Origin of the sequence: Paractinoplanes pyxinae, assembly GCF_026626335.1 — a bacterium.
Taxonomy (GTDB): domain Bacteria; phylum Actinomycetota; class Actinomycetes; order Mycobacteriales; family Micromonosporaceae; genus Actinoplanes; species Actinoplanes pyxinae.
This window is the reverse complement of record NZ_JAPNTZ010000004.1, coordinates 475,954-500,526: the sequence shown is the minus strand read 5'-3', so window position 1 is coordinate 500,526 and position 24,573 is coordinate 475,954. Positions and strand designations below refer to the sequence as shown.

General features: G+C 71.4%; 19 protein-coding genes. 15 read left to right on the top strand and 4 right to left on the bottom strand.

Annotation, left to right across the window (positions count from 1 at the left end):
* Positions 1–23: 23 nt before the first annotated feature.
* From OWR29_RS13465 to OWR29_RS13420, 10 genes are all read left to right on the top strand, one after another.
* Complete coding sequence (locus OWR29_RS13465) at positions 24–2,831, top strand: PQQ-dependent sugar dehydrogenase (protein WP_267563092.1); 2,808 nt, start codon at positions 24–26, stop codon at positions 2,829–2,831.
* A gap of 70 nt (positions 2,832–2,901) precedes the next feature.
* Entirely contained in the window at positions 2,902–4,605 is a 1,704-nt protein-coding gene (locus OWR29_RS13460; RefSeq protein ID WP_267563091.1) for a ThuA domain-containing protein, read from the top strand.
* Between the two features lie 21 nt (positions 4,606–4,626).
* Positions 4,627–5,766, top strand: a complete 1,140-nt coding sequence (locus OWR29_RS13455; RefSeq protein WP_267563090.1) for an inositol-3-phosphate synthase — start codon at positions 4,627–4,629, stop codon at positions 5,764–5,766.
* Complete coding sequence (locus OWR29_RS13450) at positions 5,753–6,778, top strand: SCO3242 family prenyltransferase (RefSeq protein WP_267563089.1); 1,026 nt, start codon at positions 5,753–5,755, stop codon at positions 6,776–6,778. The genes OWR29_RS13455 and OWR29_RS13450 overlap by 14 nt, the downstream gene beginning before the upstream one ends.
* Positions 6,775–7,599, top strand: coding sequence for a sugar phosphate isomerase/epimerase family protein (locus OWR29_RS13445; RefSeq protein WP_267563088.1), 825 nt, complete (start codon positions 6,775–6,777; stop codon positions 7,597–7,599). The genes OWR29_RS13450 and OWR29_RS13445 overlap by 4 nt, the downstream gene beginning before the upstream one ends.
* A 5-nt stretch (positions 7,600–7,604) precedes the next feature.
* Entirely contained in the window at positions 7,605–8,138 is a 534-nt protein-coding gene (locus OWR29_RS13440) for an EboA domain-containing protein (RefSeq protein WP_438872593.1), read from the top strand.
* Positions 8,138–8,989: a TatD family hydrolase gene (locus OWR29_RS13435; RefSeq protein ID WP_267563086.1), complete on the top strand. Its 852-nt coding sequence runs from the start codon at positions 8,138–8,140 to the stop codon at positions 8,987–8,989. The genes OWR29_RS13440 and OWR29_RS13435 overlap by 1 nt, the downstream gene beginning before the upstream one ends.
* On the top strand, positions 8,989–10,092 hold the full coding sequence (gene eboE, locus OWR29_RS13430) for a metabolite traffic protein EboE (RefSeq protein WP_267563085.1): 1,104 nt from the start codon (positions 8,989–8,991) through the stop codon (positions 10,090–10,092). Before OWR29_RS13435 ends, eboE begins: the two co-directional genes overlap by 1 nt.
* Positions 10,089–11,447: an alkaline phosphatase family protein gene (locus tag OWR29_RS13425; protein WP_267563084.1), complete on the top strand. Its 1,359-nt coding sequence runs from the start codon at positions 10,089–10,091 to the stop codon at positions 11,445–11,447. Before eboE ends, OWR29_RS13425 begins: the two co-directional genes overlap by 4 nt.
* The gene (locus OWR29_RS13420; RefSeq protein ID WP_267563083.1) at positions 11,444–12,514 is read left to right on the top strand and encodes a polyprenyl synthetase family protein; all 1,071 of its coding nucleotides are present in this window, start codon (positions 11,444–11,446) and stop codon (positions 12,512–12,514) included. Before OWR29_RS13425 ends, OWR29_RS13420 begins: the two co-directional genes overlap by 4 nt.
* Positions 12,515–12,517: 3 nt before the next feature.
* Here OWR29_RS13420 and OWR29_RS13415 read toward each other — a convergent pair whose 3' ends face one another.
* Entirely contained in the window at positions 12,518–13,273 is a 756-nt protein-coding gene (locus tag OWR29_RS13415) for a hypothetical protein (RefSeq protein WP_267563082.1), read from the bottom strand.
* Between the two features lie 270 nt (positions 13,274–13,543).
* Here OWR29_RS13415 and OWR29_RS13410 point away from each other — a divergent pair, with 270 nt between their 5' ends.
* A complete protein-coding gene (locus OWR29_RS13410; protein WP_267563081.1) occupies positions 13,544–14,386 on the top strand; it encodes an alpha/beta fold hydrolase in 843 nt (280 codons plus the stop codon).
* Here the strand turns inward: OWR29_RS13410 and OWR29_RS13405 are convergent.
* Positions 14,367–15,977, bottom strand: a complete 1,611-nt coding sequence (locus tag OWR29_RS13405) for a copper resistance CopC family protein (protein ID WP_267563067.1) — start codon at positions 15,975–15,977, stop codon at positions 14,367–14,369. The two genes, OWR29_RS13410 and OWR29_RS13405, sit on opposite strands and share 20 nt — an antisense overlap.
* Before the next feature lie 202 nt (positions 15,978–16,179).
* Between OWR29_RS13405 and OWR29_RS13400 the strand changes: the two genes are divergently transcribed.
* A complete protein-coding gene (locus OWR29_RS13400; RefSeq protein WP_267563065.1) occupies positions 16,180–18,198 on the top strand; it encodes a phosphocholine-specific phospholipase C in 2,019 nt (672 codons plus the stop codon).
* Here OWR29_RS13400 and OWR29_RS13395 read toward each other — a convergent pair.
* Positions 18,167–18,979: a helix-turn-helix domain-containing protein gene (locus OWR29_RS13395; protein ID WP_267563064.1), complete on the bottom strand. Its 813-nt coding sequence runs from the start codon at positions 18,977–18,979 to the stop codon at positions 18,167–18,169. The genes OWR29_RS13400 and OWR29_RS13395 overlap by 32 nt on opposite strands.
* 101 nt (positions 18,980–19,080) lie before the next feature.
* On the opposite strand from OWR29_RS13395, the gene OWR29_RS13390 reads away from it, so the two are divergent.
* Positions 19,081–19,788, top strand: coding sequence for an SDR family oxidoreductase (locus OWR29_RS13390; RefSeq protein ID WP_267563062.1), 708 nt, complete (start codon positions 19,081–19,083; stop codon positions 19,786–19,788).
* Here the strand turns inward: OWR29_RS13390 and OWR29_RS13385 are convergent.
* Positions 19,785–22,064, bottom strand: a complete 2,280-nt coding sequence (locus tag OWR29_RS13385; RefSeq protein WP_267563060.1) for a putative bifunctional diguanylate cyclase/phosphodiesterase — start codon at positions 22,062–22,064, stop codon at positions 19,785–19,787. The two genes, OWR29_RS13390 and OWR29_RS13385, sit on opposite strands and share 4 nt — an antisense overlap.
* Before the next feature lie 434 nt (positions 22,065–22,498).
* Here OWR29_RS13385 and OWR29_RS13380 point away from each other — a divergent pair, with 434 nt between their 5' ends.
* Positions 22,499–22,684, top strand: a complete 186-nt coding sequence (locus OWR29_RS13380; protein WP_267563058.1) for a hypothetical protein — start codon at positions 22,499–22,501, stop codon at positions 22,682–22,684.
* Positions 22,685–22,734: 50 nt separating this feature from the next.
* Positions 22,735–24,543 (top strand): aKG-HExxH-type peptide beta-hydroxylase, encoded by a 1,809-nt coding sequence (locus tag OWR29_RS13375; protein ID WP_267563056.1) that lies wholly within the window; start codon positions 22,735–22,737, stop codon positions 24,541–24,543.
* The last annotated feature ends 30 nt before the right edge of the window (positions 24,544–24,573 follow it).

The following is a 24,573-nucleotide window of genomic DNA, read 5'->3' as shown; positions in this document are numbered from 1 at the left end:
CCCAAATCCATCGAAGAACAGCGATGGGTACCGCTGCTCTTCTGCTCTCCTCCGTCCTCACGGTGGCGCTCGCTCCCGCCACCCCGGCCGCCGCGGTGATCAACCCGGCCGACTTCCAGCAGGTCACGCTGGCCAAGGGCGTCGCCGAGACCGGCGAGCCGATGAGCCTGGCCGTGCTGCCCGACCGGTCGGTGCTGCACACCGCCCGCAACGGCACCCTGCGGCGCACCGACGCGGCCGGCAACACCACGGTCATCGCCAACATCCCCGTCTACACCCACGACGAGGAGGGCCTGCAGGGCGTGGCGGTCGACCCCGGCTTCGCCACCAACCGGCAGATCTTCCTGTTCTACGCTCCCCCGCTGAACACCCCGGCCGGTGACGCCCCGGCCACCGGCACGGCGGCCACCTGGGCCACCTGGGCCGGGGTCAACCGGCTGTCGCGGTTCACCCTCAACGCCGACTTCTCGGTCAACCTGGGCAGCCAGGTCAACGTTCTGGATGTGGCCACCGACCGCGGCCAGTGCTGCCACGTCGGCGGCGACATGGACTTCGACGCGGCCGGCAACCTGTTCCTGTCCACCGGCGACGACTCGAACCCGTTCGACTCGGCCGGGTACTCCCCGATCGACGAGCGCACCGACCGCAACCCGGTCTACGACGCCCAGCGCAGCGCGGCCAACACCAACGACCTGCGGGGCAAGCTCCTGCGGATCAAGGTGAACGCCAACGGGACGTACTCGATCCCGGCCGGCAACCTGTTCGCGCCGGGCACGGCCAACACGCGGCCCGAGATCTACGCGATGGGCTTCCGCAACCCGTACCGGATCAGCGTCGACAAGGCCACCGGCGTGGTCTACGTGGGCGACTACGGGCCGGACGCGGGCACGACCTCGGCCACGCGCGGCCCGTCCGGGCAGGTCGAGTTCAACCGGGTCACCGCGCCCGGCAACTTCGGCTGGCCCTACTGCACCGGCACGAACACGAGCACCGAGACGTACAACGAATGGAACTTCGCCACTAATGCGACCGGCCCCAAGTACAACTGCACCGGCGGGCCGACCAACAACTCGTTCCGCAACACCGGCCTGACCACGCTGCCCCCGGCCCAGCCGGCCTGGATTCGGTACGCGGGCGACGCCGGCTCCCCGCCGGAGTTCGGCGGCGGCTCCGAGTCGCCGATGGGCGGCCCGGTCTACCGCTACAGCGCGAGCAACCCCTCGACGACCAAGTTCCCGCAGGTGTTCGACGGGCAGTTCTTCGCCGGCGAGTTCGGCCGCGGCTGGATCAAGCCGACCGTGGTCAACGCCAACGGCACGTACGGCGCGATCGACACGTTCCCGTGGAACGGCAAGCAGGTCATGGACCTGGCGTTCGGCCCCGACGGCGCGCTCTACGTCCTCGACTACGGCACCGGCTACTTCAACGGGGACGCCAACTCGGCGCTGTACCGCTACGACTACGTGGCCGGTGGCAACCGGGCGCCGACGGCCCAGGCCAGTGCGAACCCGACGTCGGGCTCGGCCCCGCTGTCGGTGACGTTCTCGTCGGCCGGCAGCAGCGATCCCGAGGGCGGGGCGCTCACCTACTCGTGGGCGTTCGGCGACGGCACCACGTCGACGGCGGCCAACCCGGCCAAGACGTACAGCAGCAATGGCACGTACACGGCGACCTTGACCGTCCGCGACCCGCAGGGCGCGACCGGAACGGCCAGCGTGACCGTCACGGTCGGCAACACCGCGCCCAAGGTCACCATCAACGCGCCGGCCGCGGGGCAGCTCGCCTCGTTCGGCGACAGCATCCCGTGGAGCGTGACCGTCACCGACCCCGAGGACGGGACGATCGACTGCTCCAAGGTGACCATGGCGTACGTGCTCGGCCACGACCAGCACGGGCACCAGATCACGTCGCAGACCGGCTGCTCGGGCACGATCACCATCCCGACCGACGGCGAGCACGACGACGCGGCGAACATCTTCCCGATCTTCGACGCCTCCTACACCGACAAGGGCGGGCTGGTCGGCAACGCGCAGAACATCCTCGCCCCACGTAAGCGCCAGGCCGAGCACTACAAGACCTCGTCCGGGGTCAACAAGTTCAGCAAGACGACGGCTGAGGGCGGGCAGACGGTCGGCGACATCAACAACGGCGACTGGATCCAGTTCGATCCGTACAAGCTGAACAACGCCACGTCGTTCACGGCCCGGGTGTCGTCGGCCGGCAGCGGCGGCACGGTCCAGGTGCGTACGGGATCGGCCACCGGAACCGTGATCGGCTCGGCCACGGTGGCTCCGACCGGCTCGTGGGACACATTCGTCAACGTCACCGGGACGATCAGCGGGGCGCCGGCCGGCACGACGTCGCTCTACCTGACCTTCGCCGGCACCGGAACGGGCGCGTTGTTCGACGTGGACAGCTTCTCGTTCACCACCGGCGCCACGCAGAGCCTGCTCTCGCTGAACAAGCCGGCCACGGCGTCGAGCAGCGAGAGCGCCACCTATCCGGCATCGGCGGCGGTCGACGCGAGCGCGACCACCCGCTGGTCGAGCGCGTTCAGTGATCCGCAATGGATCCAGGTCGACCTGGGGACGACCAGAACCGTTTCCCGCGTACGCCTGCAGTGGGAGGCCGCTTATGCGTCGGCCTACCAGATCCAGACCTCCACCAACGGCACCACGTGGACCACGGCCCGGTCGGTCACCGGCGGCAACGGCGCCGAGGACGACAACACGGGCCTGAGCGCGCAGGCCAGATACGTGCGCATCAACGGCACCACCCGGGCCACGGCGTGGGGCTACTCGCTCTTCAACTTCGAGGTGTACGGCAGCTGATCCTTCCCCTCAGGGGTGGGCGCCCGTTCCCCCAAGCGGGCGCCCACTCTCCCCCAGCACAGGAGGTTTCATGCGCAAGCTGATAGCCGGCACGGCGGCCCTGGTCGCCCTCGCCGCCTGCACGTTCACGGCTTCACCCGCGTCAGCAGCCGACGCCCCGTACGACGTACTCGTCTTCAGCAAGACGGCCGGCTTCCGCCACGACGCGATCCCGGTCGGCATCCAGACCATCCGCGACCTCGGAGCGGCCAACAACTTCACGGTCACCGCCACCGAGGACGCCAACGCGTTCACCACGGCCAACCTCGCCCAGTACGAGACGGTCGTCTTCCTCAACACCACCGGCGACGTGCTCAACGCGACGCAGCAAACGGCTTTCGAGTCGTACGTGCGGGGAGGCGGCGGGTACGCCGGGGTGCACGCCGCGGCCGACACCGAATACGACTGGCCCTTCTACGGCAACCTCGTCGGCGCCTACTTCGACTCGCACCCCGCCATCCAGACGGTCACCGCGCGCGTCCAGAACCGGGCCCACCCGAGCAGCGCGCACCTGCCGCAGAACTGGACCCGCAACGACGAGCTCTACAACTACCGGACCAACCCCCGCAGCAGCGCCGCCGTGCTGGCGACGCTGGACGAGTCGACGTACTCGGGCGGCAACATGGGCGCCGACCATCCGATCTCGTGGTGCAAGACGATCGACAGCGGACGATCGTGGTACACCGGCTTCGGCCACACCCAGGCTTCGTACGCCGAAGCGAATTTCCGCAGCCACCTGCTGGGCGGCATTCGCTACGCGGCCAACCGGGCCAAGGCCGACTGCCGCCCCGAGACCGGCTACACCGCGATCTACAACGGCAGCACCACCGGCTGGACGCAGGCCGGGCCGGGCAGCTTCACCAACACCGACGCCACGCTGAGCTCGACCGGCGGCATGGGTCTCTACTGGTACTCGGCCAAGCAGTTCACGTCGTACTCGCTCAAGGCCGACTGGCGGCTCACCGGCGACAGCAACTCGGGCATCTTCGTCGGCTTCCCCAACCCGAACAACGACCCGTGGGTGGCCGTCAACCAGGGCTACGAGGTGCAGATCGACGCCACCGACGCGGCCGACCGCACCACCGGCGCCATCTACACGTTCAAGTCGGCCGACATCGCCGCCCGCGACGCCGCGCTGAACCCGGCCGGCGAGTGGAACTCGTACGAACTGCTCGTCGAGGGCCAGCGCATCCGGGTCTACCTGAACGGGCGTCTGATCAACGACTTCACCAACACCGACCCGGCCCGCAACCTCGATGGTTATATCGGCATCCAGAACCACGGGGCCGGCGACCAGGCCGCGTTCCGCAACATCCGCGTCAAGGAACTGACCGGCCAGCCGCCGGTGACCAACCTCGCCCAGGGCAAGGCGGCCACGGCCTCCAGCGTCGAGAACGCCTCGTACCCGGCCTCCAACGCGGTGGACGCGTCGACGAGCACCCGCTGGTCGAGCGCGTTCAGCGACCCGCAGTGGGTCCAGGTCGACCTGGGCCAGACCTACAACATCTCCCGCGTACGGCTTCTCTGGGAGGCCGCGTACGGGTCGGCCTACCAGATCCAGACCTCGACCAACGGCAGCACCTGGACCACCGCACGGTCGGTGACCGGGGGCAACGGCGGCGAGGACGACCTCACCGGGCTCAACGCACAGGCCCGGTACGTGCGGGTGCTCGGCACCACCCGAGCCACGCAATGGGGTTACTCCCTCTTCACTTTTGAGGTCTACGGCAACTAGCACCAACGAAAAGGAGTTCGGATGACGACCGGCGTGTGGTTGATCGGAGCACGAGGATCTGTGGCGGTGACCAGCATGGTCGGGGCCACCGCACTACGCGCCGGGCTCGCCGAGCCGCTCGGCTGCGTCACCGAGCTGCCGGAACTGGCCGGCCCGGCCCTCCCGGGCCTGGCCGAGCTGGTCTTCGGCGGGCACGACATCAGCGACATCACCCTGGAGAAGAAGGTCGAGAACCTGGTCGCCGCGGGGGTGCTTCCGGCGCGCCCGGCGGCGGCCGTGGCCGACCAGCTGGACGGGCTGCAGCGCGAGCTGCGGCCCGTGCCGCAGGCTTCGACGCAGGCCGAGGTGGCGCGGTTGGTCGCCCAGGACATCGACGACTTCCGGCGGCGGCGGGGGCTTTCTCACGTGGTGGTCGTCAACGTTTCGTCGACCGAACCGATTGTTGTGTTTCAGCCGTCTTTCTCCAGCCTGGCCGCGCTGGAGGAGGCGATGGCTGCCGGCTCGCCACTTCCGCCGAGCTCGCTCTACGCGTACGCCGCCTTCACGGCCGGCTGCGCCTTCGTGGACTTCACGCCGTCGACCGGCGCCCGGCTGCCGGCTCTGCGCGAGCTGGCCGACCGGGAAGGCCTGCCCTACGCCGGACATGACGGAAAAACAGGCGAGACACTGGTCAAATCGGTTTTGGCGCCCATGTTCGCCATGAGGCATTTGCGCGTACGGACCTGGAGCGGCACGAATCTGCTGGGCGGCGGCGACGGCGCCAACCTGGCCGACCCGGCCGCCAACGCCGCCAAGGCCACCAGCAAGCAGCGGGTGCTGGCCGAAACCCTCGGCTACCAGCCCCAAGGAACCAGCCACATCGAATACGTCGACGACATCGGCGACTTCAAGACGGCCTGGGACCTGATCACATTCAGCGGCTTCCTCGGCACCCAGATGCGCATGGAGTTCTCGTGGCACGGCTGCGACTCCGCCCTGGCCGCGCCGCTCGTGCTCGACCTGGCCCGGATCACCGCGGCTGCCCACGCCGCCGGGCGCAGCGGCCCGCTGACCGACCTGGCGTTCTTCTTCAAGGACCCGATCGGCGAGGTGCCGCACGCGCTGGCCGAGCAGTGGGCTCGGCTGGCCGGCTTCGTGCGGGGGCTCCATGCGCCTGCGTGACCTGGCCGAGCTGGTACGGGCGCCGGCCGCCCTGTCCGTCCCCGGCGACACGGTGGCCGGGGCGGCCGCGTCGGGCGGGCTGCGACCATCAACGCCAGGCTTAGCGGCGGCGTCGGTGTGCCTGTACTGGGGCGGGATGGCCGCCAACGACTGGGCCGACCGGGAGCTCGACGCCGTGGAGCGACCGGGCCGGCCGATCCCGTCGGGACGGGTGCGGCCGGGGCAGGCCCTGGCCGCTGCGGCCGGGTTGACCGCGGCTGGTGTGGGCGTGGCGGCACTGGCCGGGGGGAAACGGGCGGCGGCGGTGGCTGTGCCGCTGGCCGGGGCCGTCTGGGTGTACGACCTGTGGGCCAAGAACACGGCCGCGGGGCCGCCGATGATGGCGCTGTGCCGGGGGCTGGACGTGCTGCTGGGGGCAAGCGGCGGCCGGATGCGGCGGGCTGTGGGGCCGGCGCTGACCGTGGCGGCTCACACGTACACGGTGACGGCATTGTCGCGGCATGAGGTGTCGGGGGCTACGCCGGCGCTGCCGTTGAGCACGCTGGCCGGAACGGCGGGGCTGGCGGCAGTGGTTGCGGCGACGTCGCGGGCCGGTCGAGCTGGATCGGATCAGGTCCTCGCTGGTCAGACCGAAGTCGATCATCCCCGTTTCCCCCACAAAGCCCGCCCTCCCAAGGGGGCTCCCCCTCGGTCATTTTCGCAGGGGAGCGGCCGGATTTGGGGCATCGGGACGGCGACCTGTGGACAACGCGGCTTTGTGGACAACGCTCGAGTCGTTGCGACCGGTGTGCTAGCTGCCTGGTATCTGGCCGGCTACGGGCGAGCTCAGCTCCGAGCGGCCGCCGATCCCACGGCCGGCCGCATCCGCGCGGCGGTCGGCGCGGGCATCACCGAGCTGCCGTCACTTCAGGGTGCCCTGACGGCCAGTGCCGGCTCCCCCGCGTACGGCATAGGGGTTGCTCTCGCCGCCCCGATCGCTCGGATCCTGGCCAGGAAGGTGTCGCCGACATGAGATTTGGTTACGGGACGAACGGCTTCACCAATCATCGGCTGTCGGAGGCGTTCGCCGTCATTGCCGACCTCGGCTATGACGGGGTCGCTCTCACGCTCGACACCAACCACCTCGACCCGTTCGAGGATGATCTGGCCCGGCGTACCGGTGAAGTCGCGAAAGAGCTGCAGCGCCGGAACCTGGCCGTGGTCATCGAGACGGGCGCCCGCTTCCTGCTCGACCCGTGGCGCAAGCACTCCCCCACGTTGATGGACGACAACCGGGAGAAGCGCCTCGAATATCTCAAGCGCGCCGTCCAAGTCGGGGCTGATCTGGGTGCCGAGGCTGTCTCGTTCTGGGCCGGCATCGGGCCGGCGGATAGATGGCATCGGCTGGTCGATGGCACCGCGCAGATCGTCGAGTTCGCCGCCCGCAGCAACGTCACGCTGGGGTTTGAGCCGGAGCCGGGCATGCTCGTCAACGACATCGCGGACTGGCGGCGGCTGCACGAAGACCTGGGGCGGCCGACCAACTTCGGCATCACTCTCGACATCGGACACTGCCGGTGCCTGGAGGAGTTGCCCGTGGCCGACTGTGTGACGGCGGTGGCCGATCACCTGGTCAACGTGCAGATCGACGACATGCGGCGCGGGGTGCACGAGCATCTTGAGTTCGGCACCGGCGAGATCGACTTCCCGCCCGTACTCGCCGCGCTCGAAGCCAATTACAGCGGCCTCGTCTCCGTCGAGTTGCCGCGCCACCCGCACGCGGCGCCCACGATCGCCGCGCAATCGCTGGACTTCCTGCGCAATGCCGCCAAAGAGGCAGGAGACCGACCGTGACCACATTGGACGAGCTACGCACCTTCTTACCGACCGATTTCAAGCCGGCCGACGTCCCGGCCCTGTTCCCGGCAGCGGGCCGGCGTTACGGGCGGGCGCCGCTGACCGAGGGCTGGACGACCGACGAGGCGGCCCGCGCGTTGATGCTGGCCGCAGTCCCTCCGGCCGAGGTTCAAGAGATTTACCGGTACGGCGATACGGCCGAGAAGCTGGCGGTGCTCAAAGCGTTGCCGCTCCTGACGATCGGCGACGAGGGCGTGCCGTTGCTGGAGGACGCGCTGCGCACCAACGACACCCGGCTGGTGGCGGCGGCGCTCGGCGGCCCGTACGCGGACCGGCTCGGGCCGGAAGCCTGGCGGCAAGCCGTTTTGAAGTGTGTCTTCATGGGCGTACCGCTCAACAACGTGCACCGGCTGCACGAGCGCGCCGACTCCGACCTGGGCGCGATGCTGCGCGCCTTCGCCCACGAACGTCAAGCCGCGGGCCGTGACATGCCGGCCGACGCGACCGCCCTGCTCGACCGGCTCCAGGAGGACTGATGCGCATCTTCGATCCGCACATCCACATGACGTCGCGCACCACCGACGACTACCAGCGGATGGCCGAGGCCGGCGTGCAGGCGGTGGTGGAGCCCGCCTTCTGGCTCGGTCAGCCGCGCACCAATCCGGGCTCGTTCACCGACTACTTCGACTCGATCATCGGGTGGGAGCCGTTCCGGGCCTCGCAGTTCGGCATCAAGCACCACGCCACCATCGCGCTCAACCCCAAGGAGGCCAACGATCCGCGCTGCCGGCCGGTGCTCGACCTGCTGCCGCGCTATCTCGCCAAGGACGGCGTGGTGGCGGTGGGCGAGATCGGGTACGACTCGATGACGCCGGCCGAGGACGAGGTGTTCGCGGCCCAGCTGGCCCTGGCCCTCGACCACGAGCTGCCCGCTCTGGTGCACACGCCGCACCGCGACAAGGCCCGCGGCACCCAGCGCAGCATCGACGTCGTCAAGGAGTCCGGCATCGCCCCGGAAAGGGTGCTGCTCGACCACCTGAACGAGGTGACCGTGGCCGCCGCGCTGGAGGCCGGGCTGTGGGCCGGGTTCTCCATCTATCCCGACACGAAGATGTCGCCGGATCGGATGGTGGCGATCCTTCGCGAGTACGGCCTGGACCGCGTCCTGGTCAACTCGGCCGCCGACTGGGGCAAGTCGGATCCGCTGCTGACCGTGCGCACGGCCGAGGCCATGCTGGCCGGCGGCTTCGACAAGGACGATGTCGACCGGGTGCTGTGGCGCAACCCGGTCGAGTTCTACGGGCAGTCGGGGCGGCTCGACCTGTCGGATCCGGCCGAGGCGGAGGCCACGTTCGCCGGCAACTCGATCCTGCGGGGAGGCAGCTGATGCATCTGAGCTACTGCACCAACGTGCACCCGGCCGAGGACCTGGCCGGCGTGATCGAGCAGCTTGACACGTACGCGGAACCGATCCGGCAGCGGCTGGGCTCCGATGTTCTGGGGCTCGGGTTGTGGCTGGCCGCACCAGCCGCGGCCGCGCTGGCCGACGATCCGGCGTTGCGGAGGCGGCTGCGGGCCGAGCTCGACGCGCGCGGGCTGGAGGTGGTGACCCTCAACGGCTTCCCGTACGAGGCGTTCCAGGCGCCGGTGGTCAAGCACGCGGTCTACCACCCGGACTGGACCTCGCGGGACCGGCTGGACTACACGCTCGACCTGGTGCGGGTGCTCGCCGACCTGATGCCCGAGTCGGCGACGTACGGGTCGATCTCGACCTTGCCGCTGGCCTGGCGCACACCCTGGGACTCCTCGCACGAGTCGGCCGCCCGGCGGAACCTGGACGAGCTCGCGGCAGTGCTCGAGAAGTCGGCCGGCGAGACCGGGCGGACCATCAAGGTCGGGTTCGAGCCCGAGCCGGGCTGCGTCATCGAGAACACCACGCAGGCGGCGGCCCTGCTGGGCAGCGTGGACACACGCTGGCTGGGAGTCTGCCTCGACCTGGCCCACCTGGCCGTCGCGTGGGAGCAGCCGGCACAGGCGCTCGACCGGCTGGCGGCGGCCGGCGTCCCGGTGGTGAAGGTGCAGGTGTCGGCGGCCCTGCAGGCTGACGACCCGGCAGCCGAGGGCGACGTGCTGCAGGCGTACGTGGAACCGCGTTTCCTGCATCAGACGCGCTCCTCGATCGGCGGGGCGACCGACAACCTGGACGAGGCGCTCCAGCAGCAGCTGCCCGGGCCGTGGCGGATCCACTACCACGTACCGCTGCACGCTTTGCCCTCGCCGCCGCTGAGCTCGACCGTTCCGGTGCTGCGGCAGGCGGTACGGGAACTCCTCGCGCGCACCGACTGCGAGCACTACGACGTCGAGACGTACACCTGGGGCGTCCTTCCGGAATCGCAGCGGCCGGCCGACGCTGCCGGGCTGGCCGACGGGATCGCGGCCGAGCTGGCCTTCGCCCAGGAACTTCTGACCACCGAGGTGAGCGCGCGATGACGAAGCTGATCGTGCTGGACGTCGTGGGGCTGACCCCGCGCCTGCTCGAGCACATGCCCCGCCTGAAAGCGCTGGGCGCCAAGGGTTTTCAGGCGCCGCTGGGCACGGTGCTGCCGGCCGTGACCTGCTCGGTGCAGTCGACCTTCCTGACCGGTGAGCTGCCGTCCGGGCACGGGGTCGTCGGCAACGGCTGGTACTTCCGCGAGCTGGGCGAGGTGTTCCTCTGGCGGCAGCACAACGCGCTGGTCGGCGGCGAGAAGATCTGGGACGCGGCGCGCAAGCTGTCACCGGGCTACACGGTGGCCAACGTCTGCTGGTGGTACGCGATGGGCGCGCAGGTCGACTGGACCATCACGCCGCGGCCGATCTATTACGCGGACGGACGCAAGGAGCCGGACTGCTACACGTACCCGCCCGAGCTGCACGACGAGTTGCCGCCGTTCCCGCTGTTCACGTACTGGGGGCCGGCCGCGGGCATGCCGTCGTCGCAGTGGATCGTCAACGCGGCGCTGCACCTTCGCAAGACCCGCGATCCCGACCTCACTCTCGTCTACATCCCGCACCTCGATTACGACCTGCAGCGCTTCGGCCCGTCCTCGTCTCAGGCGGCGGCGGCCGCGGCGGCGCTCGACGAAGTGCTGGCGCCCCTGCTGTCGTTGCCCGACACGACTGTGGTGGCTCTTTCCGAGTACGGGATAACCGACGTCAGCCAGCCGGTCGACATCAACCGGGTGCTGCGCGCGGAAGGCCTGCTCGAGGTCTACACGCAGGACGGCATGGAATACCTCGACCCGTGGACGTCGCGCGCCTTCGCCGTGGCCGACCACCAGGTGGCCCACGTCTACGTCCGCGACCCCAGCGACCTGGCGGCCGTGACGAAATTGTGCGCGGGCCTGCCGGGCGTGGCCGAAGTGCTCGACGAGACGGGCAAGACCGAGTACGGGCTCAACCACGACCGGGCCGGGGAGCTCGTGCTGGTGGCCGACCCGGACGCCTGGTTCACCTACTACTACTGGCTGGACGACGCGAAGGCGCCCGACTTCGCGCGGGCCGTCGAGATTCATCGCAAACCGGGGTACGACCCGGCCGAGCTGCTGTTCGACCCGGCCGGCCCGGGAGCGGCCAAGCGCCGGGCGGTCACCGCGGTGGCCCGCAAGAAGCTGGGGCTGCGCTACATCATGAATCCGGTCGGGCTCGACGCCGGGGCGCGGGCCATCCGCGGGTCGCACGGGCGGCTGCCGGACGACGCGGCTGACGCCCCGGTGCTGTTGTGTTCCGACCCTTCCGCCGTACGGGAAAGGGTCGAGGCCACCGAGGTGAAGGGCCTGCTGCTCGGCCTGGCGGGGCTGTCATGACGCTCGAGGCGACCCGCCCACCGGCCGCCCCTGAGCTGCGGCAGCGCTTCGACACCGCGCTGGCCGCGTTCATCGACCGGCAGGACCCGGCCTGGCCCGACGGCGCGCCCCGCGGCGCCCTGGACAGCCTGCGCCGGTTCGTGCTGGCCGGCGGCAAGCGGCTGCGGCCGACGTTCTGCTACTGGGGCTGGCGCGGCGGCGGGGGCGAGGACTGCGACGAGGTCATCAACGCGGCGGCCGCGCTGGAACTGTTCCACGCGTTCGCGCTCATCCACGACGACATCATCGACGGCAGCGACCGGCGCCGCGGCCAGCCCTCGATGCACCGCTTCTTCGCCACCGTGCACGACCGGCACTCGTGGCGGGGCGACTCGCTGGCCTTCGGCCGCAACACGGCGCTGCTCTGCGGCGACCTGTGCGCGGCCTGGGCCGAGCAGATGTTCCACGAGTGCGGGCTGCCGCCGAGGCAGATCCACCAGGGCTACGCGGCGTTCGCCCTCATGCGCACCGAGGTGATCGCCGGCCAGTACCTCGATCTGGTGTCCGGGGTGGGCGACGGCTCGGTGGCCAGCGCACTGACGGTGATCCGGATGAAGGCGGCCCGCTACACGGTGACCCGCCCCCTGCAGATCGGAGCCTGGCTGGCCGGCGCGCCGCGGGCGTTGTACCAGTCGTTCACCGACTTCGGCGACCCCCTGGGCGACGCCTTCCAGCTGCGCGACGACGTGCTGGGCGTCTTCGGCGACCCCACCGTCACCGGCAAGTCCACCCTGGACGACCTGCGCGAGGGCAAGCCGACGGTGATGATGGCGCTGGCCCGCGACGCCGCCACCCGCGAACAGGCGGCGCGGCTGGCCGTCCTCTTCGGCAACCCCGACCTGGACGCAGAGGGCGCCGCGGAGCTGCGCGCCATCATCGTCGAGACGGGTGCCCTGGACCAGATCGAACAGATGATCCGCGTACGAGCCGACGCCGGCCTGGCCGCGTTGGACACCGCCCCGCTCCCCACCTTCGTCCGATCCGCCCTAACCGACCTGGCCACCGCCGCCGTCGACCGCGTCACGTGACCCTCAGGAGCCGTCCTTGACCTCGTACTCCGCCCGGCCCGGCCCACCGACCGGCTTGGTCCAGTGCTCCGACAGGTCCCCCGTCTCCAGGTCGAACCGGGCGTGACCGAGCCGCCGAACCGTCCCGGCGCTGACCGTCGTCCCGGAACTGGCGTCCAGGAGGAGATAGGAGACCTGCAGTCCGCCGAAGTAGCTGTACCACCGATCCCGTCCGAACCGCTTGGCCGCATCCACAATGTCGACCCCGATCGAGTCGAGCGACACGAACAGAACGTGGGACACGTCCGGCTGGGCGGCATACAGCGCTTCGCGGAGAAGCGCCCCGAGCAAAGGCGGGTCGCCTCCGTCCTTGGGCGCCGTGCTGATCGCCAGCAGAAAAGCGTCCACCGCGGTCAGAACCTTGTCCGCGTAGCCGACCAGCGCCGCCCTCGCGATGTCGACCTCCTCCTCGGGCCGATCGGCGTCCGCAACGGCATCAGCCTTCGTGGGCCGGACTGCTGCCCGGTGCGTGCTCAGCTTCTCCTCGACCCGCATCCGGGCCTCACGAAGATCCTGAATGCCGGCCAGCAACTTCGACCCCCGGGTGAGCCCGAACCCGTCGACCACGCTCGGCACGTCGCGGGATCGCAGCAGGCGCGACATCTCGGCGACGACCGGCGTGCCCTGCGGCGACATCGAGCGCCCGGCCATCGCGTACTCGGTGCGGAACATGCCGACCACGTCGGCCACCGCACCCACGACCTTGGGGGCGGCGCCCACCGCGGCGATCAGGCCGGAGCCGAACAGCGTCGCGGCGGCCGTGGACCGTACTACCTCGGGCCGGACGGTCAGGCTCTCCGGGGCGCCTTGGTGGTGTCGTCGGCCATGTCAATCCTCTCTCGACGGTTCCGCCTGACGATGGGCCGGGCGCCGGCGTGATCGCCATGGCCGTCCGTGCGGTTCGTCCGGCCGCACCGGCGGACCGTTTCTCCCGTCGGACGAAGGGGTATCGCACGAAGAATTCACCGAACGTGATGGGATGATCACTGCATGACGGAGCAGGCGGCGCGGCGGGTGGTGGCGGGGCTCAGCTGCGCCGAGTGGGGGCCTAACGCGGCGCCGGTGGTGCTGGCGTTGCACGGGCTGACCAGCACCTCGCAGGTGTGGGCGGGGCTGGCCGAGGCGCTGCCGGAGTTTCGTGTGGTGGCGCCCGATCTGCCCGGTCGCGGCGGGTCGGTGCGGGTCGCGGCCGGGCCGGGGCTGGCCGGGCACGCCGAGGCGGTGGTGGCGCTGGCCGACGAGTTGCGGCTGGACGACGTCATCCTGGTCGGGCACTCGATGGGAGCCTTCCTGGCGCCCCTGGTGGCGGCGTCGCTGGGCGACCGCGTGCGCAAGATTGTGCTGGCCGACGGGGGCGTGGCGCCCGATCCCTCGTTGCTGATGCGGCGGCCGGTGGTGCGGGCGATCTTCACCGTGCAGGGGTGGCTGCTCGGGTGGCGGTGGCGCAGCCCGGACGCGTTCGTGCAGGCCATCGAGGGCAAGGCCGTGGTGCGGCAGCCTGATCTGCGGCCCATGGTGCGGGACTGGGCGGTCTATCTGCTCGACGGCAACGGGCGGGCCCGGCTCGATCGGCGCCGCCTCGTCACCGACGCGGTGGACAGCCTGACGGGCCGGTCAACCCTTCCCGCCGTACGGGATATGAAGGCGCCACTGCACGTCCTGGCCGCAACCCATGGGGCGCACGACGGGGCGGCGGCCTTCCTGAGCGCGAACGCCCTGGCCCGGGCGGCCGAGGTGGCGCCCCGCCTGACCAGCGAGCGGGTGCCGGCCAACCACGTCACGCTGCTGGCCGACCCGCGACTGGCCGCCGCCGTCAGGTCAGATCCAGTGTGAACTCGGCCCGGTTGACCTTGCCCTCGACCTGGAACTCGAGGAAAGCGCGGTAGCGGCCGGCCCCGGGCACCGAGACGTTGAAGCGGATCGCGCCGTCGGCCAGCTCCGGGTCGGGGTGCACGTGGACGTAGCCGAGGTCGCCCTCCCGCAGAACGACCAGGTGGCCGTAGGAGCCCAAGTAGCGTTCGAGCGTCGCCGGGCCGGGGGCGCCGGCGCGGGCCACCCGGAACGAGACGGGGACGGTGGCTCCCGCCTTGGGCAAGCCCTCCATCGTGACCGCGTGCGGTCCGGCCGTGGCCTGGGCGGCGGCGGCCGGCAGGGCGGTCCCGGTGGCGGCGCCGGGCACGGTGTGGTCGACGCCGAGCACGAGCGGGGTGGTGGCGCCGCCGGCGGTGGCCACGGTGAAGTCGGCGAAGACGCGGTAGGCGCCCGGCTCGGGCAGGGCCAGCGGCACCGACCACAGGCCGTCGGGCGACATGGTGGGGTGCAGGTGCTGGAAGCCGCCGAGGTCACGGCCGGCCACCACCAGGTGCAGGGGCTTGTCGTGCACGACGGCGAAGCGGGTGGCCGGCCGGCGGTCGGCGCCGACGATACGGAAGGCGTAGTCGAGGGTCTGGCCGGCCGGCTGCGAACGGCGTACGGGCTGCAGGGTGTACCCGCCGGAGCTGACCGTCGTGCCCATCGCCTCGACCGTAGCGGTTCCGCCGTCGCCGCCTCCGTGCTGATGCCCGGTCATGGACTGCGCTGCGGGCGCCACCGGCCTCGGCGCGGCGGCCGCGGTCTGCTGCGGCTCGGCGGTTGCCCGGCCCAGCGCGTAGCCGCCGATGAGCGCGACGACTACCGCGCCGACCGCGATCGGCACCACCGGAACCGGTCCGCGCGCCGTCGCCGCATCCGCCTTCGTCGCGCCGGCTTTAGGCGCCGGGTCCTGGGGCGTACGTCGCCGCCAGAGGACGAACCCGGCCACCGCCGCTAGTACGGCTGCCACGCCGCCCAGCCAGCCGAGCCAATTGGTGCCGCCGTCGGCCGGCGGCGCGCTTGCGAGCGGGGCCGCAGCCGCCGCGCTGGGAGCGGCCGGGGCGCCTCCGGTGAGGGCCGGGTCGGCCTGGTTGGTCGGCGGCGTCCAGCCGGCCGGGGCGGGCGTGGCCGGCCCGGTGTACTTGAAGGTCACCGTCCCGTGGACGTTGTCCCCGTCCGACGCCCGCGACTGGTAGTCGACCTTGTACTCCCCCGTCGCCGGCAGGTGAGCGATCCGCACCCGGGCCGGGAACCCGGTCGTGTACTGCCGCGGCTCGAACTTGCCACCCTCCATGAAGTACTCGGTGACCGGCTTGTCCAGCGGGCGCGGACTGGCGTGCTCCCACCCGTTGTCGACCCGTTCGCCGCCCGGCGCGGTGATCGTGAAGTACGCGTAGTCCGGCACCTTCTCGGTGAAGAACAGCTCCACACTCGCCGGCGGCGCGCTCACCGTCGACCCGCTGACCGGGTTCGACATGGCCAGCGTGCCGTGCGCGGAGGCCGGCGCGGGCAAAGCAAACGCGACGGCGACGGCGGCGGCGCACGCCAGGACAACTCGGCGGATACGTCCCATCGCCCCATCCTCGGAGAACGGAAGCTTTAGTCAAGCCATCGAGATCTTTTTATTCGCCAGACCGAAGTTCTGCTCCCGGCGGCGCAAGTCGGCGTCGTCAGCCGCCCGTCGATAGATAATCGACTTCTGTATATGTCCGGGCCACCTGGCGCCGTTAGCGTTCGCGCGTCTCCGACTTGCGAACGCGAGGGGTTGATCTCCGATGGCCGAACTGGATCGCCGGACTTTCCTGCAGATGCTCGGCATGCCGGCGGTGGCCTCGGCCGTGCCCGGCAGCCTCGACAAGGCTCTGGCCATCCCGGCCAACAACCGCAAGGGCAGCATCGAGGACGTCGAGCACGTCATCTTCCTGATGCAGGAGAACCGGTCGTTCGACCACTACTTCGGGACGATGCGCGGGGTCCGCGGCTTCGCCGACCCCCATCCCGTACGCCTCAATTCCGGCAAGAGCGTCTGGCATCAGCCTCACGGCGACGGCGAGCTGCTGCCGTTCCGGCCCGAGGTGCCGGACATGGGCGACACCTTCCTGCCCGATCCGCCGCACGGCTGGAACGACACGCACGACGCGTTCAACGGCGGCCGGTACGACCGCTGGGTGCCCAACAAGGGCGTGCAGACGATGACCCACCACACCCGGGCCGACCTGCCGTACCACTTCGCCCTGGCCGACGCGTTCACCGTGTGCGACAACTACTTCTGCTCGCTGCTGGGCTCGACCGACCCCAACCGCTATCACATGTGGACGGGCTGGGTCGGCAACGACGGCCAGGGCGGCGGCCCGGTCGTGGACAACGCCGAGGCCGGCTACGACTGGACGACGTACCCGGAAAGGCTCGAGCGGGCCGGGGTGCCGTGGAAGATCTATCAGGACACCGGCATCGGCCTGACCGCGGCCGGCTCGTGGGGCTGGACCAGCGACCCGTTCATCGGCAACTACGGCGACAACTCGCTGCTCTACTTCCACCAGTACCAGAACGCGCAGCCCGGCAACCCGCTGTTCGACCGGGCCAAGGTGGGCACCGAGATCTCGCAGCTGGGCCGCGATCCGGAAAAACTGCTGACCGATTTCCGTACGGACGTCGAGAACGGCCGGCTGCCGGCGGTCAGCTGGATCGTGGCGCCCGAGGCCTACACCGAGCACCCGAACTGGGGCCCGCACTACGGCGAGTGGTACGTCTCGCGGGTCATCGACATCCTCGCCGCGAACCCTGAGGTCTGGAGCAAGATGGCCCTCGTCATCACGTACGACGAGGAGGGTGGCTTCTTCGACCACCTGGTGCCGCCGACCCCCGACCCGGGCCGCTCGACCGTCGCCACCACCAACGAGATCTTCCCGGGCAGCGCGAACCACCCCACCGGCCCGTACGGCTTCGGCATCCGCGTCCCCACCATCGTGGTGTCGCCGTGGACGCGGGGCGGCTGGGTCAACTCGGAACTGTTCGACCACACCTCGCTGATCCGGTTCCTGGAGCGGCGCTTCGGCACCCGCGAGCCGAACATCACGCCGTGGCGCCGGGCGGTGGCAGGCGACCTGACCAGCGTGTTCGATTTCAAGCACCCGAACCGCCGCCGAGCCGACCTGCCCGGCACGGACTCGTTCAAGCCGGCCGAGCTGACCCGCCGGCCCGACGACGTGCCGGTGCCCCCGGCCGACCCGAGCCTGCCCGAGCAAGAGCGCGGCGTCCGCCCGGCCCGCGCCCTGCCGTACGAGCTGCATGCCGACGGCAAGGCCTCGGCCACCGGCTTCACGATCGAGTTCCGCAACACCGGCCGGGCCGCCGCGGTCTTCCAGGTGCACTCGGCCGACCCGGCCCACGAGCCCCGCACGTACACGGTCGAGCCCCGCAAGCGGCTCACCGGCATGTGGCCCACCACCGCGGCGTACGACCTGGAAGTTCGCGGCCCCAACGGCTTCTACCGCCACTACCAGGGCAGGGCCGGCAAGCCCACGGTCGAGGTGCGCGCCCACGACGACGTGCTCGAGATCAGCAACGCCGGCCCGGCCCGTGCCCTGGTCAAGGTGGCCGACCGCTACACCCGCCGGGTCACCACCGTGGCCGTCCGCCCCGGCGACAAGCACACCGAGAGGCGGCACACCACCAAGACCCACGGCTGGTACGACGTGACCGTGACCGCCGAGGGCCTGGAACGCCGCTACGCCGGCCACCTGGAGGACGGCCACGAGAGCATCAGCGACCCGGGAATGGGTGGCCTGGCCTGATCAGGGCGAGCTTGTCGCCGTCGGGGGTGCCCGGTTCGGCCGAGTGGATCAGCAGCCGCTGACCGCCGGCCTCCCCGACGTCGAGCGTCTCGTAGTCGAGGCACAGGCGGCCCACATCCGGGTGGTCGAAGAGCTTCCGGCCCGTACGGCAATAGGTGACGCCGGCCCGCGCCCAGAGCTCACGGAACTCGGCGCTGCGCACCGACAGCTCACCCACCAGGCGCTGCAGTGCCTCGTCGTCCGGGAAGACGCCGGCCGCCGACCGCAGCGCGGCCACGCACTCGGCGCGCACGTCGGCGGCCTCCACGTGCCGCCCGGTCACCACGGGATCGAGGAAGGCGTCGCGGACCAGGTTGCGGCCCTCTCGCCAGCCCGGGTGAACCAGCGGCGCGAGCTCATTGGCCCGCAGCACGGTCAGGGTGTGGTCGAGCAGCACCACCGGCCACGGCGACGTGTCGACGAGCCGGGCCACCGACGGGCGAACCTGACCCGTGCGCGCGGTCGCGGGCACGGACACCGAGGCCAGCCGATGCAGGTGCGCGGCGGCATCGGCGTCCAGCCGCAGGGCCCGGGCCAGGGCCGTCACCACCTCGGGCGACGGATGACGGTCGCGGCCCTGCTCGAGGCGTACGTAGTAATCGACGCTGATGCCGGCCACCAGGGCCAGTTCCTCGCGCCGCAGCCCGCGCACGTGCCGCCGACCACCGGCGACCAGCCCCACGGCCGCCGGCCCGACCAGCGCCCGGCGTGCCCGTAGGAACTCGGCCAGATCTCCACCCACCTCCCCACGGTAGGCCGGGCGGCGGCCGGAAAACTGGCCCCGCGACCCCCAGGAATGAGCGGGCCTGGGGAAACGCCGCCGCCGCGCCCAGGCTGGAGGGCATGGATCTGAAGAACCGACGCGCCCTGGTCACGGGCGCCTCCTCCGGAATCGGCGCCGCCACCGTGCGGGCCCTGCGCGACGCGGGAGCCCGGGTGGCCGCCGGCGCCCGCCGCACCGGCCGGCTCGACGGCGACCTGAACCTGGCCCTCGACGTCACCGACGAGGCCTCGATCCGGACCGCCGTCGCCGCCGCCGCGAAGGAGTTCGGCGGCCTCGACCTGGTTGTGAACGCGGCCGGCATCATGCCGCTGGGGCCCGTGCTGGGCGCCGACGTGACCACCTGGCGCCATGCGCTGGACACCAACCTGCTCGGCCTGATGCTCGTCACCCACGCCGCGCTCCCGCATCTGGCCGAGGCGGGCGGAGGCGACGTCGTCACCATCTCGTCGGTCGGCGGCCGGGAGACCTTTGCCGGTGCGGCCGCCTACAACGCGACCAAGTTCGGCGTATGCGCGTTCTCCGACGCCTTTCGCAAGGAGATCAGCGACCGGGGCATCCGCGTGAGCGTCGTCGAGCCCGGCTACACCGCCACCGAGCTTCCGGCGAGCATCGGCGACCCGGCCATCCGCGACGGCGTCGAGGGGGTCATGGCGGGCCAGCGCAACCTCGACAGCGAGGACGTGGCCGCCTCGATCCTGCACGTCGTGAGCCGCCCGGCCCACGTCGTCGTCAACGAACTGCAGGTCCGGCCGTTGAGCCAGATCTAGGCGGCGATCCGGCGTTGCGCGGTGGCCGGGCGGTAACCGGCCACCGCCGACGCCGGCATGGGGCGGCCGTAGTGGAAGCCCTGGGCGTAGCGGTAGCCGAGGCGCTGCAACTCGGCCGCCTGCTCGGCCGTCTCGACGCCCTCGGCCACCGCGCGCAGGCCCAGGCCTTCGCAGATGCCGATCAGCGCGGCCACCACCACGGCCTGCGGGCCGCCGCCGGTCACGTCATCGACGAACGACTTGTCGACCTTGAGCACGTCGGCCGGGCAGGTGCGCAGCAGGCCCAGCGACGAGTGGCCGGTGCCGAAGTCGTCCAGGGCGATCTTCACGCCCAGCGCCGCGATCGCCCGGACCTCGGTCAGCGCGGTGCCGCCGTCGAACACGGCCGTCTCGGTGACCTCGACCGTCAGCACCTCGGGGGGCAGGCCCGTGCGGCACAGGACGGCCGCCACCTCGTCCGCGAAGCCGGCCTCGCGCAGCTGGCGGGCCGACACGTTCACGGTGACCGTGGCCGGGGCGGCCGGGCCCAGCTCGGCCCGCCAGCGCACCGCCTGGCGGCACGCCTCCTCGAGCACCCAGGCGCCCAGCGGCACGATCAGGCCGGTGCGCTCGGCGGCCGGGATGAACACGTCGGGGCCGATCGGGCCGCGCTCGGGGTGCTGCCAGCGCAGCAGGGCCTCGACGCCGTACAGCTCGCCGCCCGGCATCGTGACGATCGGCTGGTAGAGCAGGGTCAGCTGGTCGGTGTCGAGGGCGATCCGCAGGTCGGCGGCCAGGCGGGACTGCTCGGCGGTGCGCTGGTCCATCGCCGTGGCGTACGTGACCTGGCGGCCCTTGCCCTGCCCCTTGGCCTCGTACATGGCCACGTCGGCCCGGCGCAGCAGCTCGTCGGCGGTGTCGCCGTCGCGGGCCGGGGCCAGGCCGATGCTCGCCTCGACGACCAGCTCGTGCCCGCCGGCGTGCAGCGGGCGGCGCAGGCGGCAGGCGATCGCGGCCAGCGTGCGGGCCGCGTCCCCGCGCAGCAGCAGCGCGTACTCGTCGCCGCCGAGCCGGGCCGCCACGCCGCCGGCCGGCAGCTCGTTCTCGACGGTCGCGGCCACCGCGGTCAGCAGCTCGTCGCCCACCGCATGGCCCAGGTCGTCGTTGATGGCCTTGAAGTCGTCCAGGTCGATCAGGGCCACGGTGACGTCGCCCGGGTCGTCGTCCAGGGCGGCGGTGATCTCGCGGGTCAGCACGGTGCGGTTGGCCAGCCCGGTGAGCGCGTCGTGGCCGGCCTGGTGCACCAGCTCGCGCTGCCGGGCGTCGAGGTCGTCGAGCAGCCGGGCGTTGTCGCGCAGGGCCACCAGCTGCCGAGTGGCGACCAGCAGCGTGACGGTGACCGAGCCGATGGCGATGGCCAGCTGGTCGGCCGAGTGCTCGACCGCGCTCGTGAGCAGCAGCCCGCCGGTGGCCAGCACGGCCGCGTACGGCATGTGGCTGAGCCGCCGCATGGGCGGTCGCGGCAGCGGATGGCCGACCCGGGTCGCCCGGATCTGCCGGTCGGCGGCCAGGCAGAGGAAGAGGCAGCAGGCCGGCAACAGCACGTGCGCGGTGTTCAGGTACGGCTTGTCGGCCAGCAGCGGCGCCAGCGACCCGCCGCCCGCCCCGATCGCGCCCGTCGCCGCCAGCAGGTGCAGCGCCCGCCGGTCGATCGGCCCGGTGCCGGTGAAGGCCACCTTGACGAAGGCGAAGACGCAGATGACACCGGCGGCCAGGACGATCGACACCGAGGCGGAGTCGGCCAGGCCCCCGCCCATCCACTTCTCCCAGCGCGGATAGGCCAGATGCCAGGCGAAGGTGAGGACGGTGGCCAGCACGGTGGCGATGTCGAGCCCGAACCGGATCCACTCGATGCGCGAGCGCCGCGCCCCCGGGATGCGCAGCAGCCCCAGCAGGAACACGGCCAGCCCGCTCACGTACACGGTGGCGGTGACCCCACTGATGTGCTGCCCTTGCTGGGCGCCGGTCAGATAGTCGTACGCGTTGGAAGCCGCGCCGAGGCCGATGAGCACAATTCCCGCCGAGGCGTACCGCCAGTAGCTACGCCCGTCGTGCGAGGCGCGCCACGAGGTGGCCGCGGCCAGCGGCACACTGACCAGCAACGGAAGCCAGCCCAGCAGCGTCGGGGTCTGCCGCAGCAACCCACCGGCGAACCAGAGGCAGGACACCACGAGGACGACCGCGGCGACGACGATCGCGCGCGTCAGGCGGAACGGCGGTACCGTCGCCGCCGCCATGCCCCGGGTCCTCTCCACATCGATCCCATCGGCTCGTCACCGCCGCGGTTGAGAAGATCGCGGTGCTGCCCGCGCCACAGGGTAAACCGCCCACCCGGGCGAAGCGAGAGACGAACGGACGATCGAACCAACCGGAAGGAGCCGGATCGCACCGGCGCGTCACCCCGTGGGAACCCGCTCGGCCGCGGAACGGACGGAGGAGCCGGCCACGAACCGGAAGTCTGCAAAGTCTGGGCGTGGCGGTACTTCTCAGGGCGCGCGTTTCACGGCATTATACGCGTGGTTCCCACCGAACGCACCCGATATGCGAGAAAACGCCCCATGGGCGGAATGATCGCGTTGCACTAAGGCTGGATTCTTCTACAGACCGTAGGTAGAGACGCTTCCGTGCAATAGGTTGCACACGACTAGTCCCGGACGATCGAGGCCGCCTCATGATCAAGCGCACCAGCGCTGCCGATTCGCACACCGAGATGATCTCCCTGGAGGGATACAGCCTCGGTGATGTGCGGGCCGACCGCAGCCAGGAGCTGGCCGAGGCCGTGCAAGTGGTGTTGCGCCAGGTGGCGCGCCCGCGGGCGAACCTGGGCGGCGCGGGGCCGCCCGGCCGGGCCGACTGACCCGTCCGCACCGACCTCGACCGACGAAGCCCGAGGAGCGTCCGATCACTGTGTCCCCCGCGCAGATCGAAGAATCCCCGCACCACATCACTCTGCCCGCGGCGGACTTCCAGGCCCTCGCGTCCGGCGGCGGCTCGCCTGAGGTGATCGGTAAGCTGCGCCAGGCCGAGCACAGCCGCCGCCTGGTCATGCTGCGCGCCCTGCTCGACGCGTCCCGCGGTGTCGCCCCGATCGACGAGGCATGGGTGGCCCTGGAGCGGGCCGAGAAGCACGACCCGTATGCGGTGGCCTCCGTCCTCATGCACCCGCAGGTGGGCGCCTGGCTCTCGTACGCGTTGCGACGCCACCACGGCGGCACGACGAGCACCGCGCCCGCCGGCCACGACTTCGCCCAGCTGCACGCGGTGGCCATCGCCGCCTCGGCCGCGACCGGTCAGGCCTACCGCGCAACAGTCCCGCTGACCGACGGCCGCGCCCTGATCCCCCAGTTCGGCTTGGCCTTCTTCGACGGCTGCCCGCGCTGGTCCGGGGCCGAGGCCGAGACCGAGGACGGCCGCATCCGGCTGCGCCACGGCGACCAGCTCATCGACGTCCCGCCCAGCGCGGGCGACGGGAACGGCTGGTGGCCGCTGCGCCGCCTGACGGTCGGTCAGGACGTGCGCCTCACGGTCTGGCTCGACGACCTCGACCCGATGCGCGACCTGGCCGACCCGGTGCCCCCGCGGCGCCTCTCCCCGCCCGAGTTCCAGTGGTGGGCCAACCTGCTGCGCGACGCCTGGGCCATTCTGGTCAGCGATCACCGCCCCATGGCCGAGGCGATCGCGGCCGGGGTCACGTCTCTGGTGCCGTTGCCGGTGGGCGACGGCTGGGGCACCCGCAGCGCGTCGACCGGTGACGCCTTCGGCGCCATCATGTGCTCGCCGCCCCCGGACGCGGTCGAGCTGGCCGTCTCGCTGGCCCACGAGTTCACGCACATCAAGCTCGGCGGGCTGATGCATCTGCACACCCTCACCGAGGGTTCAGGCCGGCCCTGCCTGTACGCGCCGTGGCGGGACGACCCACGCCCGGCCGGCGGACTGTTGCAGGGCATCTACGCCTTCATGGCGATCGCGGACTTCTGGCGTGTCCGGCCGTCGAGGGCGGCCGATGTCGCCACCGACTTCGAGTACGCCTACGCGCACCTGCAAACCACCGAGGCGCTGGGCATCGCCCTGCGGGACGGCAACCTCACCGAACGCGGGCGCGACTTCGCCGAAGGCCTCGGCGCCACGATGCGGCAGTGGCCCGACGACGTCGACCCGCGGGCGCGCGCCATGGCCCGCCTCGTCGCCGACGCTCACCGGGCCGGCTGGCGGATCAGGCATTGCCGTCCGCGCGCGGAGGACGTCGCCGCCCTGACCGAGTCGCTGCTGACCGGCAACGCCGATCCGGTCGCCGCCGGCGAGTCCGAAGTGCTACCCGACCTCGGTATGAAGCATTGGTCGGCCGCCCGGCTCGGCCTGGCCCGCCGGCAACTGCTCGCCCCGCAACGCCTGGCGGAGGCGCGTGACGAGGACTGGGGTGCCGCGCTGACCGCCGCCGACATCACGCTCTTCGCCGGCGAGCACGACAAGGCGGCCGCCGCCTTCAGCGAAGAAATCGCGTTGGATCCGGAGTCGGTCGACGCGTGGACCGGCCTGGGCCTGGCACTCGCCCGCGGGTCGCAGCAGCCGGCCGCGGCATCCGCTCTGCTGCGGCGACCCGAACTGGTGATGGCCGTCCACCGCGCGAGTGACGCGGCGCATTCCCCGGTCGCGGTGGCCGCCTGGGTGGCGGCGCGGTCTCCGCTTGAGGCGCAGGCCATCCATGAAGATCACTAGGAGCGTGAACCCGATTCACGTGTGACCACG